Annotated in this window: 13 protein-coding genes; 6 read left to right on the plus strand and 7 right to left on the minus strand. The window is 48.4% G+C overall.

What is annotated here, in order from left to right; translation table 11 throughout:
- Positions 1-23: 23 nt before the first annotated feature.
- Both KB559_RS05540 and KB559_RS05545 read right to left on the minus strand, forming a co-directional pair.
- On the minus strand, positions 24-1,034 hold the full coding sequence (locus KB559_RS05540; protein WP_211020709.1) for an ABC transporter substrate-binding protein: 1,011 nt from the start codon (positions 1,032-1,034) through the stop codon (positions 24-26).
- Positions 1,035-1,182: 148 nt separating this feature from the next.
- The gene (locus KB559_RS05545) at positions 1,183-2,700 is read right to left on the minus strand and encodes a carboxypeptidase M32 (RefSeq protein WP_211020710.1); all 1,518 of its coding nucleotides are present in this window, start codon (positions 2,698-2,700) and stop codon (positions 1,183-1,185) included.
- Positions 2,701-2,838: 138 nt separating this feature from the next.
- On the opposite strand from KB559_RS05545, the gene KB559_RS05550 reads away from it, so the two are divergent.
- From KB559_RS05550 to KB559_RS05570, 5 genes are all read left to right on the plus strand, one after another.
- The gene (locus KB559_RS05550; RefSeq protein WP_211020711.1) at positions 2,839-3,162 is read left to right on the plus strand and encodes an iron-sulfur cluster biosynthesis family protein; all 324 of its coding nucleotides are present in this window, start codon (positions 2,839-2,841) and stop codon (positions 3,160-3,162) included.
- Between the two features lie 32 nt (positions 3,163-3,194).
- Positions 3,195-3,758, plus strand: a complete 564-nt coding sequence (locus KB559_RS05555) for a beta-class carbonic anhydrase (RefSeq protein ID WP_211020712.1) — start codon at positions 3,195-3,197, stop codon at positions 3,756-3,758.
- Between the two features lie 113 nt (positions 3,759-3,871).
- Entirely contained in the window at positions 3,872-5,050 is a 1,179-nt protein-coding gene (locus tag KB559_RS05560) for a MalY/PatB family protein (protein ID WP_211020713.1), read from the plus strand.
- Positions 5,051-5,188: 138 nt separating this feature from the next.
- Positions 5,189-6,274 carry a glycosyltransferase family protein gene (locus KB559_RS05565; RefSeq protein WP_211020714.1) on the plus strand — a complete coding sequence of 362 codons (1,086 nt, stop codon included), beginning with the start codon at positions 5,189-5,191 and terminating at the stop codon, positions 6,272-6,274.
- A 32-nt stretch (positions 6,275-6,306) separates the two neighbouring features.
- Positions 6,307-7,359: a glycosyltransferase WbsX family protein gene (locus KB559_RS05570; RefSeq protein ID WP_211020715.1), complete on the plus strand. Its 1,053-nt coding sequence runs from the start codon at positions 6,307-6,309 to the stop codon at positions 7,357-7,359.
- A 52-nt stretch (positions 7,360-7,411) separates the two neighbouring features.
- Here KB559_RS05570 and KB559_RS05575 read toward each other — a convergent pair whose 3' ends face one another.
- Positions 7,412-7,798: a hypothetical protein gene (locus KB559_RS05575; protein WP_244861518.1), complete on the minus strand. Its 387-nt coding sequence runs from the start codon at positions 7,796-7,798 to the stop codon at positions 7,412-7,414.
- A 244-nt stretch (positions 7,799-8,042) separates the two neighbouring features.
- Here KB559_RS05575 and KB559_RS05580 point away from each other — a divergent pair, with 244 nt between their 5' ends.
- Complete coding sequence (locus KB559_RS05580; protein WP_481856424.1) at positions 8,043-9,866, plus strand: LTA synthase family protein; 1,824 nt, start codon at positions 8,043-8,045, stop codon at positions 9,864-9,866.
- A gap of 82 nt (positions 9,867-9,948) precedes the next feature.
- Here KB559_RS05580 and KB559_RS05585 read toward each other — a convergent pair whose 3' ends face one another.
- From KB559_RS05585 to KB559_RS05600, 4 genes are all read right to left on the minus strand, one after another.
- Positions 9,949-12,015, minus strand: coding sequence for an ABC transporter permease (locus KB559_RS05585; protein WP_211020718.1), 2,067 nt, complete (start codon positions 12,013-12,015; stop codon positions 9,949-9,951).
- A complete protein-coding gene (locus KB559_RS05590) occupies positions 12,012-12,770 on the minus strand; it encodes an ABC transporter ATP-binding protein (protein WP_211020719.1) in 759 nt (252 codons plus the stop codon). Before KB559_RS05590 ends, KB559_RS05585 begins: the two co-directional genes overlap by 4 nt.
- Before the next feature lie 86 nt (positions 12,771-12,856).
- The gene (locus KB559_RS05595; protein WP_348772896.1) at positions 12,857-13,765 is read right to left on the minus strand and encodes a sensor histidine kinase; all 909 of its coding nucleotides are present in this window, start codon (positions 13,763-13,765) and stop codon (positions 12,857-12,859) included.
- 49 nt (positions 13,766-13,814) lie between these two features.
- The gene (locus KB559_RS05600) at positions 13,815-14,492 is read right to left on the minus strand and encodes a response regulator transcription factor (protein ID WP_211020721.1); all 678 of its coding nucleotides are present in this window, start codon (positions 14,490-14,492) and stop codon (positions 13,815-13,817) included.
- Positions 14,493-14,565: the final 73 nt, after the last annotated feature.

Genomic DNA, 14,565 nt, shown 5'->3' on the forward strand with positions numbered 1-14,565 from the left:
CACGCTCCTTTCTTCCGGTTTAACTAAGGGTTGGCTTTCACCGCCGCCTCGGCGAAACTGTTATCAACGACCTTGGCGGGTTCAACCCGTTCTTTCAATTCACCTGCGCTTTCCATAATATCTAGCAGATTGTTCCAAGCATCCTCCTCCAGAACGGGAGACTCTGCATAGCTGCCCTGCTCCAGGTAGCGCTTGACGGAACTGATCAGGATATCCTCATCCGTATCCTTGAAGTAAGGCGCAATCGTTTTGGCCGTTTCTTCCGGAGTGTGCTCTTGCACCCAGAGCTGGGCTTTATGAATCGCATTCGTAAATTTCTGCACGTTCTCTTTATTTTTGCTGATATAGCTTCCTTTTGTCATAAACACGGTATAAGGAAGCCGGCCGCTTTCCGTTCCGAAGGAGGCTACCACATGCCCTTTTCCTTCCCGCTCGAAGATGGAAGCCTGCGGCTCGAAGAGCTGCACATATTGGCCCGTACCGGATGCAAACGCCGCCGCGATATTGGCAAATTCAATGTTCTGAATCAGCTCGAGATCGGCATGCGGATCGATGCCATGTTTTTTCAGCGTGAATTCCCCGGCCATTTGCGGCATTCCGCCTTTTCTTTGACCTAGGAAGACGCTGCCCTTCAAACCTTCCCAGTCAAAGTCACCGCTTAACTCTTCCCGTGAGACTAGGAACGTACCGTCTGTCTGGGTCAACTGAGCAAAATTCATGACCGGGTCCTCGGCTCCCTGCTGGTATACATAAATGGACGTTTCAGCTCCTACCAGGGCCACATCAATCGCTCCCGACAGCAAGGCAGTCATCGTTTTATCTCCCCCCGCCGTGGTCTGCAGTTCCACATCCAGCCCCTCATCTTTAAAGAAACCTTTTTCCAAAGCCACATATTGCGGAGCGTAAAATACGGAACGGGTCACCTCCCCGATCCTTACCTTCGTGGTCTCTTTGCTTCCGCCGCATCCGCTGAGCGACCCCGCAATCAATAAAATCAGCGCCAATACCAGCACTGAGTATCGCTTAATGAACATGCCTCCACCTCTTTCTTGCTAAAGAATAGACTCTGGTTCAGTGTATGCGGCTGCCCATCAAATGGTTAAGCGGGCTAATGGACTGCAGCACAAAGAACCTCTCTTCACGAATGAAGAGAGGTTCTCCCGGATTTCGGCATTGACCGGATTATAAGCCGTAAATGCCTTTGTATTTCTGCTCCAGATAATCAGCCAGATAATCGGGGTTCAGTTCCTCCCCGGTCACCTTCATGATGATTTCGGCCGGTTTCAAGCTCTTACCGTATTTATAGATTTTGTCGGTCAGCCATTCTTTGATCGGCGCAAAATTGCCTTCGGCAATGAAGCCTTCAAATTGCGGCAGTTCTTTCTTGAGCGTTTGGGTGATTTGCGCCGCATACATGTTGCCTAGTGCATAGGATGGGAAATAACCGAAGCTTCCACCGGACCAGTGCACATCCTGAAGCACTCCGAGCCCGTCGTTCGGCGGGGTCAATCCGAGGTAAGCCTTATATTTCTCATTCCACACTTTAGGCAGCTCACTGACCGGCAGCCCTTCGTTAAAGATCATTTTTTCAATTTCATAGCGGATGATAATATGCAAATTGTACGTCAATTCGTCCGCCTCGATCCGGATCAACGATTTCTCCACCCGATTGACGGCGCGGTAGAATTCTTCTGCCGTAACGTCTTTGAGCTGTTCCGGGAAGTGCTGCTGAAGATCTCCATAGTAGCGATCCCAGAATTCCTTGCTGCGTCCGACGAAGTTTTCCCAGAAACGGGACTGGGATTCATGGATACCCATGGAGGTCCCTTCGCTCAGCGGCGTTCCTGCAAGCTCCTTGGCGACATTCTGTTCGTACAAGGCGTGACCGCCTTCATGCAGGGAACTGAAGATCGAGCTGGTCACGTCGTCTTGCAAATAATGCGTCGTAATGCGCACGTCGCCTTGATTCAGCGTAATCTCGAACGGATGCACGGTCTCGTCGACGCGTCCCGCTTCGAAATCGTAACCGATCTGCTCCAACAAATACAGACCGATTTTCTCCTGCTGATCCTTGTCGTACAATTGGTTCAAGAACGGAGCCTGCGGCTTGTGCGGCGAGGCGGTAATGGCATCCACAACCGGAACCAGACGGTCGCGGAGCTGACCGAACACCTCGTCCAGCTTTTTGACGGTCAAGTCCGGTTCATACATGTCGAGCAGCGTATCGTAGCGGGTTTCCTTCGGTCCCCAGTAGTCGATAAACTCCTGCGTAAGCGCAACGATTCTGGTCAAATAAGGCTCAAAGCCCGCGAAATCGCCGCTTTCCTTATAATCCGCCCACAACGTTTCCGCATGGGCCGTCAATTCAACATATTCTTGATATTTCGCCGGCGGAATCTTAACGCTGCGGTCGTATTCCTCTTGTACCAGCTGCACCATGCGGCGTCCGGTTTCATCCAGTTCACCGAGAACCGTCTGATGGTTGAGATAGCTTAAATATTCTCCCATTTCCGCGGAAGTCTGCAGTTTAAAAGCTTCCGTCGAGAGCAAGCCGATCGTTTCGGAACGGGCTTCCGCTCCTTTTTTCGGCGCGCCTGTGCGAAGGTCCCAATGCATCAGCGCGACCGCTTCCTGATAGCTCTTGATTTTACGGAGAAGCTCTAGAAATGATTTCCATTGGTCTGCCGTTTCCTGCTTCATGACAAGTCCCACCTCTACAGATGAATTTATCCATTCCTCTTGATGATACTTTTTACAAAACGTATAATCAAATTTTAAGACGACCTTTTTCACAAATTTGTTGAAATGCCGTCATTTTTTTTAAAGGAGCTGTCGAGGTTGAAAATAGAACTGGATCCCCGCGCCGAAGAGATGATTCGCACAGCTATGGGCCAGGAGCCCGGCTTGATGCGTCTTGTCTATGATACGGAAGATTGCGGTTGCGGCATGAGCGGCGTTCCCGGACTACAAATTGCCGGAGAACCCGGTGCTTACGACATTCCGTTAGAAAATGAGACCTTTCCATTTTGGATCGACCGGATGCAAGCCATTTTTTTTGAAGAACAATTGGTTCTTACCGGTGAGGAAAGCGGCGGAACGTTTCGCCTGGATGGCGTGTCACAGTTTTATAAGTCGAATATCCGACTAATCGATCGGCGCTAAGCGAACATTATTCATTAAGGAGGAAGATCATTATGAGCCGTCTTCAAACAATTTTGGAATTCAACCGTAGTTTTGTTGCCAACAAGGAATACGAAGAATTTATTACCGATAAGTTTCCGCAGAAAAAAATGGTTATTGTCACCTGTATGGATACGAGACTGGTCGAGCTTCTTCCCAGAGCTTTAAATTTACGGAACGGGGATGCCAAAATCATCAAAAATGCGGGTGCCGTCATCTCCCAACCGTTCGGGAGTGTAATGCGGAGTTTGCTGGTTGCCATTTACGAGCTGCAAGCGGAGGAAGTGTTTATTGTAGGACATACCGGCTGCGGCATGGCCTCGCTGAATGCGGAGCATATGATCGGCACCATCAAAGACAGCGGGATTTCCGACGATGTGCTTAACACCCTCGAGAATTCCGGCATAAAGCTAAGAAAATGGCTTCGCGGGTTTGACAGTGAAAAAGACGGGGTAATTCAAACTGTGGAGATTGTAAAAAATCATCCATTGCTTCCCCCCCATGTACCCGTTCACGGCATGCTCATCGACTCCACTACCGGAGGATTGGAGCTCGTCGTTGACGGATACAATTCGTAACAGACATCTCTTTCTGTTTGACGCGGACCTTATGCGGTTCGCGTCCTTTTTTAAGGGCATCCTGCAGAAGATGGAACCATTCAACGACTTGCCGAAAGGAAGACAAGAAGACGATGACATATGAATTCAATGAACGCACCATGCGCCGGGGGACGCTCTCCTACAAATGGGATCAGGGACAAACCCTGTTCGGAGATGAGGAGGTGCTCCCGCTCTGGGTGGCTGATATGGATTTCAAATGCTCCCCTGCCATCATTCAGGCTGTAACCGAACGCGCAGCCCAGGGAATCTACGGCTACACCATCCGCAGCAAAGATTATTTGAACGCCATTACCGGCTGGTTTCAAAGACGCCATGGCTGGAACGTGGACGAGAGCTGGCTGACCGATTCGCCCGGCGTGGTCCCTTCGCTGAGTCTTGCGGTACAATCCCTGACAGAGCCGGGTGATGAGATCATTTTACAATCACCGGTATACAACCCGTTTTATGACGTGATTCAACGAAATGGCCGAAAACTGGCCGAAAGTCCGCTCCTTTTGAAGAACGGCCGTTACGAGATGGATTATGAGAAGCTGGAAACGCTGATGAGCGGCGGTGCCAAGCTGCTCCTGCTCTGCAGCCCTCAAAATCCGGGAGGCCGGGTGTGGACCAAAGAAGAGCTTGTACGTCTCGGTGACCTATGCGTCAAATACGACGTCAAAGTCATCGCCGACGAGATTCATTGCGATCTCGTTTTTCCCGGACATCAACATTTCCCTTTTGCTTCGCTATCCGAGCAATTCGCGGAACGGACGATTACTTGTCTTGCTCCTTCCAAAACCTTTAATATGCCGGGACTTTCTACTTCGTTCACCGTGATTTCGAATCCCCGGCTCAAACGGCGATTCGATGAGCGGATCCATGCGTTGTCCATCGGCTCCGTCAACTTCTTCGGTCCTCCGGCAACCATTGCGGCTTACAATGATAGCGAGCCTTGGCTGGATGCGCTATTGACGTACGTTGCCGCCAATCAGGAGTTTGCGATCTCCTATTTATCCAATCATCTTCCGGCGCTTGTTCCCGTACGCTCCGAAGGAACCTACCTGCTATGGCTGGATTGCCGCGCATTGGGACTGGACTCGAAAGAATTGAAGCAGCTTATGTATAAAGAAGCAAAAATCGCGTTTAACGAGGGGTCTATCTACGGCCGTGAAGGCGAGGGCTATCTGCGCATCAATCTGGCCTGTCCTCGGGACCTGCTTGCCGAAGCGCTGGATCGGTTTACGTCCGCAGTGAACGCTAGAAACAAATAACCTCATATGCTTATAAAGATCAATCCGTTTAAAGGGTTGATCTTTTTTTTCGCCGCGTGTACATCTGTCCCATGACAATCACCCCCTGGACACATAGAATATCCAGAATCATCGACAGAAAGGGACTGTGGCTCGACCATGATGAAAAAAAATCAGCGGATCACCAAAAGAGCGGCTCCGCCGGTCGGGTGGTACCGCATCTCTGAGGAGCAGCTTACGAGAATGATGTCCGACTTGCTGGAACAGGCCAAAACTAAGGAAATTCCGGTATCTCCGATTGTAAGCGCCGAGAAGCCCCATTTACCTGTGGACTATAAAAAGATAAGAGTGCTTCTGTGCTCCGGAATGCCGGATGAAGATTGGCGATCCGAACAAATCGCTGCCGATGAACTCAGACGTCTCGTTAAAGAAGTAATAACGATCAAGGCAAGACCGAGCTTTGGAATGTCCTTATCGCTGCTTAACCCCGATCTCATCGTTTATATGGGCAGACCGGACGGAATAAGTCAAGAAGACTTAGGGGCATTGCAAGGCTCACCCGCTGTCAAAGCCGTGTGGCTGGCGGATAACGAGGGCACATCGGAAGCGTTGGGCCGGGCGGCGGCCTGTTTCGAACACGTATTTACGCAGCATACCGTCCATATTCCATTCTATCAAAGCGTGGGCTGCAGACGGGTGAGTCATCTCCCCTTTTCCTCTGACCCCGAGCTCTATTATCCTAAGCCGTTTGATGAGGACTATCGGTCAGACCTGCTCATTATCGGAGACAGCTCCAGGCACTTGTATTGTTTTAAGAGCATTTCAAAAATGGCAGAAGGCTTGAAAATCAAAGTGATCTGCAGTGATGCACCGAGCCTCGAGCTTGCGGCACTGGAGACGTTTGAATGGATCCGGGAGCCATCCCCGGTTCAAACCGCAAACTATTATAATGGAGCCGGAGCCATCATTCATCTGGAGCCACAGGTACGCCAAGTGATTGAGGCAGCCGCATGCGGAGCCTTTCAGCTCGCTTCCGTTCATCCTGATTTGTATGAATATATGTGCCCCGGCGAAGATGTAGTGATCTATCATTCACTGGATGAACTTGAAGCAAAGCTCATCTATTATCTGGACCATCCGGATCAAAGACGAGTTTATTCAAGCCGGGCACTTGGGAAAAGCCGGTACGATTACTCCTACCTTCAAATGGTCTCCAGACTACTCTACGCCGTTTTCCTCCCCTAAGAATAAATACAACATCAGGAGGTGGCAGCCGTTTGAAGCTTATCGCTTTTCATTTACCCCAATTTCATCAAATTGCCGAAAATGACGCCTGGTGGGGAGAGGGCTTTACCGAGTGGACCAATACGAAAAAAGCTGTTCCATTATACCCGGGACATCTGCAGCCAAGAATTCCGCTGGAAAATTACTATTATAATCTTATGGACTCCTCAGCCCGGCAATGGCAGGCTATGGCGGCCAAATCCTACGGTATCTACGGATTCTGTTATTATCATTATTGGTTTCACGGCAAACAGCTGCTGGAGCAGCCTGTGAAGCAAATACTCAGGAGTGGAGAGCCCGATTTCCCTTTTTGCCTGTCCTGGGCCAACGAGACCTGGACCCGGAAATGGGACGGCGGTGACCGGCACATTTTGATTGAGCAAACCTATGGAGAGGAGGAGGAATGGAGCCAGCATTTTTACGAACTGCTGGATGCCTTCCGCGATCCAAGGTATATCAAACTCAATGGGAGACCCCTATTCCTGATATACAGGCCGAGCAATATCCCCCGATGTCAGGATATGCTGTCATTTTGGAATAAGCTTGCATGTGAGAACGGACTTGAAGGAATGTATTTCGTCCAAACGCTTGGCGGTTTCCCCATCTCCAATCTGGACGGATTTGACGCGAGTGTCGAATTCGAGCCGCACTATACGTTTGCCCATGGCGGATCTAACGCGTTCTGGCGCCGAATAAAAACCGGAGACAAGGAACACCTGGTCATCGACTACGATAATACATGGGAGTTGATTATCAACCGATCCCACCGGAGGGATAGAGGGCAGCCCATTTTCCCTGGAGCCTTTGTATCCTGGGACAACACCCCGCGCCTGGGAGACCGGGGTCAAAGCACGATCGGGGCCTCCCCGCAAAAGTTTGAATGGTACCTGTCCCGACAAATCAAACGAGCCAAAACCTTATACAACAGTGAATTCCTATTCATCAACGCCTGGAACGAATGGGCGGAAGGCGCCTTTTTGGAGCCGGATCAACACTACGGTTTTCAATACTTAGAGGCCGTGAAAAATGCGTTGAACGAAAAATAAGGGCCTGCCTGAGAAGGAGGCCCTTTTCACTTGATCATCTTTAAGTAAAACGTTAAGCTCTCTGAATCCCTAGACTAGGAACTCCCCCGATTACGACGACGAACAGCACATAATCGAGCCCATCCGTTCCTTTGAGCTGCACTCCCGGCTGGTTTGCAGCCCCGGTGGGATAGAATAGAACGGATTGCGTGCTGCTCCCCCCTCCCGGAACAGTCGGCTGGTTACTGGAAGATATTCTTTGCGCGGCACCCGCTGTCCCGCCGACGAACACATTCCCACCTACACTTGCAGTTCCGCTCACTTGCAAATGACCCAATATGGTTTCACTGCCAGTCACATTTAAATCCTGGACCGTCGCATCCAGGTTGACTTGTAAATTCTGTTGAATCGTCTGATTTCCGGTAACGAGCACATTATCAAAAGTAGGCAACTCTATCATCCCTTTCAACTTGGATGATCTATTGTATGTCCCCGGGACAGGTTTGGTCTGGGATGTCGGTAAATTTGGGTGAAACAAGCTATTCTATGTTTTGTGAAAATCCATGTAATATTCTCAGTTGCTTTCTATCATTTCCATGTAATAAAATGATCTAAAATCATATAGAAAAGGATGCGCAACGGCAATGTCGGTGAACGTACCACGCACACTCAGCAAAAAATCGATTCTATTTTTTTCTTTGATCATGCTCGCGAAAAGTTATTTTGCCTGGTATTACTTGTTCGAGGATGGGCCGACGTGGACCACGTGGCTGAAGGAAATTCCTTGCGTCCTGCTCGTATTTTGCCTGATTGAATGGTTTGCTACGAAACGGAAAATTGCGATTTATATGCTGGTCAATCTATTGATATCCGTTTTGTTCTTCTCACTAATTGTTTATCATAATCATTTTGGAATTATAGCGACCTCCCAAGTACTGGATCAAGTCAAACAAGTCGGAGCCGTCAAAAAGAGTATCTTCTCCGTCCTTCGTCCGGAATATATGCTCATCTTTCTGGACATCGTCATTATCAGCCTGATCATGTTCAGCCGTAAAAAGGCGCAGGATTGGAAGGCTTCCATGTCCCGTCCGAGCAACCGCAAACTCGTCGCGGCCTTATTCTGTGTGTCCGTCGTGATTTGTACGGTGAATATTTTTCCAAACCGGGCCAGCATGAATGAAACGATCAAGGCCGAACAAATGGGGATTCTTAATTACGAAGCCTATTCCTTGCTAACGGATCAGGAGGAAGAACCTATTGAACGATCCGAAATAACTCAATCGGCTATTGATGATTTAAAAGGAATCCACGCTCCGGATCAGCCTAACATGTTTGGGGCGGCCAAAGGAAAAAACCTGATCATCCTGCAAATGGAGTCTTTTCAGAACTTCCTGATTCATCTGTCGATTGACGGTCAGGAGATTACGCCGAATATGAACCGGCTGGCCGACAGCAGCTTCTATTTCCCCCGCTTCTATCAGCAGGTCGGACAAGGAAATACTTCGGACGCCGAATTTATGGTAAATACCTCATTCTACGTTCCGCAGGATGGCGCGGCTACACAGATGTACGCTCCTAAAGAGCTTCCCAGCTTGCCCAAACTGCTGCAAGCGCAAGGTTATGATACGGCAACCTTCCATACGAATAACGTAGAATTTTGGAACCGCGGCGAACTTTACGACGCATTAGGTTTTGACCGGTATTATGACAAAGCCAACTTTTTTGGCGAAGAGGATACCTTCTTCTATGGGCCGTCAGATGAAGTGCTTTATGAAAAAACCGCGTCAGAGCTGGCTAGACTGGACCAGAGTGAACAGCCGTTCTACTCGCATGTGATCTCTATGTCGGCGCATAATCCGTTCTCCATTCCGGAGGACAAATACAAGATGACGCTCCCCGAAAGATACGAAGGAACGCTGGTCGGCGACTACATTCGGGCTCAAAATTATGCGGATTACGCGCTTGGACTCTTTATCGATGAGCTTAAAGCAAACGGGGTCTGGGATAACAGTGTGATCGTGTTGTACGGCGATCACCGGGGGCTGCCGATTTTCTCTCTCGAAGAGGACGACAAAGCCTTACTGGAAGAAATTTTCGGACATGAATATTCGGAACGGGAGCTGATAAACATCCCGCTGCTGATTTCTTCGACGGGCGTGACAACGTCCAGTGTAAAGGAACAAATCGGCGGGCAGGTGGATATCCTGCCAACCGTCTGCAACCTGTTAGGCGTACCTTTAGACAATCATCTCCATTTCGGTCAGGATTTGTTGAATCATACAGCTTATAACTTGCTTCCTGAGCGCTACTATTTGCCGACGGGATCCTTCGTCAACAACGAAGAGCTCTTCCTGTCGGGCAGCGGCTTTGAGGATGGTCAACATCTCCCCTTGAATGGTGTTGATGTCAATGAAGCCAATCCCGTGAAGTCAACGGAGAATGAGTTTAATCGGGCTTTGGAGCTCCTTCAGTTATCCGACAGCTATGTGACGCAGTTGCCTGATCGGGTTGTTGAGGACACGGAATAATTCAATTTATTATTAACATAAAAAGACGCCGAGGTGCTTCGATGCAGCCTTCGGCGTCTTTTTATTCGTTTGACATCCACGATTATAAATACTTGCCCAGTTCGGAAACATATTTCTTGCGGCTGACAAAATAGAATACCACCTGCAGAACAAGGAACAGCGACGCGACCAAGGCCGCTTTTTCCACTAATTGACCTACCAGATTCTGATTGCTAAACAATACATTGAAATAATAAAGACCCAAGCCCACTCCAAAAATACTCGGCAAGAAAAAAGTCACGGCCAATTCTTTGGAGACGATGACGATGATTTCCTTCCTTGTTACGCCAATTCTCTTCAGTGAAAGCAAACTGTCTTTATGATCGTCAATATCGGACAGCACTTTATGATATAGCACCACCCCCGAATCAATCGCGAACAGCGAGCCAAGAAAGATAATAATAAAAAAGATCGTCCCGTTGGATTCCAGCTGGTTCTTCAGTTGTTCATCCTTGTAAATCGGTCTTAGTGCCTCCAAAGGTGTTCTTTCATCATCTGTTAGGTACTCTTGCTGTTGAGTACTATTCCAATAAGATGAATCAAATCCGTTCCGTTCCCTGAGCGCCTGAACCAGCGCCTGAAATCCGGCTTCCCGTATATCCCCTTTAACCAAATGAGCCTTGATTACCTGAGACTCTTCCACAGCCGCTTTGATTTTTTCGTATTTCATATCGTCTACGACGAGCGCATGACCAAAATAGGAATTGGCCGTTTGCACACTATTGATGTACGGTTCCGAAACTACTTTGATGCTTCCGCTCTTATATTCCGTGACAGGATAGCCCTCCAACGCCCTCAGTAAGTCGTCTTTGCTTCCTTTCTCCCGGAGCTCTTCACTGATAAGTTCCGGATCCATGACCGCCAGAACGTTATCCGGAACGGCATATTCTCTGTTCTCCTGATGAACCCTTGCGAATAGGGCTTGGCTTGGCGACAAGCTATAGCTTGTTCCCATATGCCGGTTGTAATTTCCCTCGCTGATGATCGCTGCATGAGTATCCCAAAGCACCCACGACCCGCCGTAATTCCGAAACTCCGGAATCTGTAAAATTTCCAGCGTTTCATTTTGTTCCACCGTGCTTCCTTGCTTCGTCAGGATCGACTCGATCTCCCCGTCATCCATTTGGTTGAAGCGGTTGCTTTCCACGAACATCACATCGAACGGATGGTCCCGATCATTATTTTCGTCGGTCGTGGCATACATCGCATAAGTCATGCCAATAAAAAAAAGCGCACCGGCCATTAACAAAGATACAATGTACATCGTCGTTTTATAAGATAGGAACCGATGACTCAAATTCGACATCACGATCAGGTTGTTGTTGTATATTTTCTTGAAATGCTTCATAACCGACTTGACCACCGAAATCAGCGTCCCGAAGATCACGTAAGGGGTAACCATGGTCAGGACGATAAGGATGATGATGATTAAAGTAGCCTCGTCGAACAGTTTTCCGAGCATCAATTGCGGCAGAAGAAGAACGGACGCGGCAAACACGATCATCGCAAGGCTTCCCATGACTACGCTGCTTTTCCCTATCTCTTTTTTCTTAGCGGCTTGAAGGACGTCGACTATCGAAATTTTACGGAGATACAGGATGTTAAAGATAAAATTTCCCGAAAATACGATCAGGAAAATGCCGCTGCTTAACAACAGGCTTGACCCGTTCAATTCAAATGAAATCGGCTTGGAAATCAGGATCTGATTCAAACCCATGAAAAAAAGCTTTCCGAATACGCCGCCGGTAACAAGCCCGCTTGCCAACGAGACTGCGAAGATACCTACGTTTTCCAGAAACAGCATCTTGATTAGATTTTTCGTCGTCATCCCCAGCGTAATATACATGCCAAATTCCTTGCTTCGGTATTTCAAAAAAGAAAGATTGCTGTACGTAATGAAGACGAAGGAGAATAACACGACGCCGACCAAGGCAAAGCGGACGATGCCGTAAAGGGTCGTATCTCCCACCTGCATTAAGACTTCCGGATTGTAGAGCAAGCTGCCGAACATGAACAAGATCGCAACAGTAAGGCTGTTTACGAAGTATAGGGACAGGTACTTTTTGGCATTGTATAAAAAATTCTTGCGGACGATGGTTGAGAAAGTCATGCTCTCCCCCCTCCGATCACGCTCTGCGCCTCCAGGATTTGATCGAAAAATTGTTTCCGGTCTCCGGCCGGCCTGATTTCCATTTCGACGTTACCGTCTTTAATAAAAATGATCCGTTTGCAGAACGACGCGGCGAATGGGTCGTGAGAAACCATCAGGATCGTGCTGCCCCATTGTTCATTCAGTGAGTCTATCGTACTCATCAGCTGATTGGCGGATTTGGAATCCAGATTGCCTGTCGGCTCGTCCGCCAAAACAACCGCAGGTTCATTTACGATCGCACGGGCAGCGGCCACCCTTTGCTTTTGACCGCCGGAAATATGGTAGGGGTATTTGTCCTTCAGATCAAAGATGCCCAAAAACTGCATCAGCGGGGCAAGCTTGTCTTCAATCTCATTCGGGGCCTGTTTGTCCAGAATCAGCGGCAATGCGATGTTCTCCCGCAGCGTCAAACTGTCCAGCAAGTTAAAATCCTGGAAAATGTACCCGATCCGCTCCCTTCTGAACAGTGCCATCCGGTCCTTGGTCAGCTTCGTAATGTCTAGCCCGTCGATAATGACTTCACCGGACGTAGCTTTATCGACACCTGACAAAATGTTCAGCAGCGTAGTTTTTCCGCTTCCGCTTGGCCCCATGATTCCGACAAATTCGCCCTTTTCCACGTTCAGGTTCATTCCGTCGATCGCCGTTACGCCATTGGCTCCTTTATGCCCGTTATAAACTTTGACTAAATGATTTATCGTAATAATGTCCATTTTACTTTTTGCTCCCCCCTCATGGCCTGATAGGAGAAGTATAAAAGGAGAGCTCAACTTCATGAATGCAATTCCCTTTCATAACCTTACATTTTTGCAAGGAAAGAAATGGTGAACATACTCCCCGCTCCCTTATTCGACTCCATGCTAACGCCATGGCCAAGTCTCTGCGCGATATACTTCACCATGTACAGGCCAATCCCTGTAGCCGAGCGAACCTCTCTTCCGTTCCTCCCCGTAAAAAATGGGTCGAATACCCGCGGCAGCTCCTCCGGACATATCCCGATCCCGTTATCTTGTACGGTAAGGAGGACGCGATCCCCTTTCACCTCGCTCCTGACGGTCACCAGGCCTTCCCGATGGCTATACTTGACCGCATTGGACAACACTTGCTCCAGCATATACCCGCACCATTTTTCATCGGTATATACATGCAACGCTTCATCGATTTCCACCTTGGGATAAACCCCTTGATATATAAAATCTTTCTTTCGGGCGTTGATGGCTCTCGTGGCGACACGGTGCAAGCTTACCCTCTCCGGAAAATAATCCCGCGAAAAATCATCCAGCCTAAGCACGTTCAAACATTCTTCCAAATTCGCCATCAGTTTGCCGTTCTCTTCCTGAATGTCTTCCATGGCTTGTTGCGAACCTTGTTCCGAAGCCAGAGCAATAATCGAGACGGAACCTTTCATATTGTGAATCCGCTGCGAGAACAATGTGTTTCTTTCTTTAACGGAGCTCTTCAGTTCATAAATCCTGGCATTGTACTGCTCATGGATCTCGTTGATCTTCCCGAATAGAAGCTTGTCCAGCACCTTCGACTCATCAAGCTCCATCTGCGGACTCTTGCAGTCCTGAAGTTTGACGCACAATTTGAAATAACCGGTGCCCGAAATCACGAGATAAATGAACAAAATAAAGCAGCTGACAAGAAGCGGATACATGATGTCGTTCACGTCATAGAAAACGTAAGACAAAAATAGGAGGAGCACCGTATTCAAAACGTAAACGAAGATCATTCCTTTTTTTAGGCTCAGAAAATCAGCAAGCATTCGGATCAAAGACATAGCCCACTCCCCGCTTGGTCGTAATGACGTTATGAAGTCCGTACTGGCTCAGCTTCTTTTTAATCCGGGTAATATTTACGGTCAACGTATTGTCATCGACAAACACATGTTCATCCCATAACGCTTCCAGCAATTCTTCGCGGGTGACAATCCCTCCCGCTTTTTTCATAAACAGGTGCATTAGACGAAATTCATTCTTGCTCAATTCCATGATCTGTTCTTTATATTGCAGCTTCATGCTGTCTTGCAGCAGTTTGAGCTCTCCGGCCGACTGGCTCTCTTCCGCCCGATGATGAACGCGCCGGAGCACGGCATGGATCTTCGCCAAGAGGATTCCGATCACAAACGGCTTTGTCACATAATCGTCCGCACCGTACTCCATGCCGCGGATTTGTTCCCCTTCGTCGCTGCGCGCAGAAAGAATGATGATTGGGACGGAGGACTTTTTTCGGATGACCCGCAAATAATAAAAACCGTCAAAGATCGGCAGATTGATATCGAGAAGAATCAGATCCGGTTTACTCTCTTCAACCTGCTCAACAACCTTCCCAAAATCCGAAACCGACTCCACCACGAAATCATAAGCTTCCAAATAGTCCTTGATATATTTCTGTAGTTTGTGATCATCTTCTATTAACAGTATTTTGTCCATCGTATATGACCAGACTCCAGTCGAATAAGATGATAATATTATAACTTGAAGAATCCGGAAGAACAGTGATCAA

The organism is Paenibacillus sp. Marseille-P2973, from assembly GCF_018101095.1.
Classification (GTDB): domain Bacteria; phylum Bacillota; class Bacilli; order Paenibacillales; family Paenibacillaceae; genus Fontibacillus; species Fontibacillus vini.

Bases quoted from the DNA above. Each gene is read 5' to 3' on its own strand.
- KB559_RS05540 (WP_211020709.1), bottom strand. From the start codon at position 1,034: ATGTTCATTAAGCGATACTCAGTGCTGGTATTGGCGCTGATTTTATTG.
- KB559_RS05545 (WP_211020710.1), bottom strand. From the start codon at position 2,700: ATGAAGCAGGAAACGGCAGACCAATGGAAATCATTTCTAGAGCTTCTC.
- KB559_RS05555 (WP_211020712.1), top strand. From the start codon at position 3,195: ATGAGCCGTCTTCAAACAATTTTGGAATTCAACCGTAGTTTTGTTGCC.
- KB559_RS05560 (WP_211020713.1), top strand. From the start codon at position 3,872: ATGACATATGAATTCAATGAACGCACCATGCGCCGGGGGACGCTCTCC.
- KB559_RS05565 (WP_211020714.1), top strand. From the start codon at position 5,189: ATGATGAAAAAAAATCAGCGGATCACCAAAAGAGCGGCTCCGCCGGTC.
- KB559_RS05575 (WP_244861518.1), bottom strand. From the start codon at position 7,798: ATGATAGAGTTGCCTACTTTTGATAATGTGCTCGTTACCGGAAATCAG.
- KB559_RS05580 (WP_481856424.1), top strand. From the start codon at position 8,043: ATGCTCGCGAAAAGTTATTTTGCCTGGTATTACTTGTTCGAGGATGGG.
- KB559_RS05585 (WP_211020718.1), bottom strand. From the start codon at position 12,015: ATGACTTTCTCAACCATCGTCCGCAAGAATTTTTTATACAATGCCAAA.
- KB559_RS05590 (WP_211020719.1), bottom strand. From the start codon at position 12,770: ATGGACATTATTACGATAAATCATTTAGTCAAAGTTTATAACGGGCAT.
- KB559_RS05600 (WP_211020721.1), bottom strand. From the start codon at position 14,492: ATGGACAAAATACTGTTAATAGAAGATGATCACAAACTACAGAAATAT.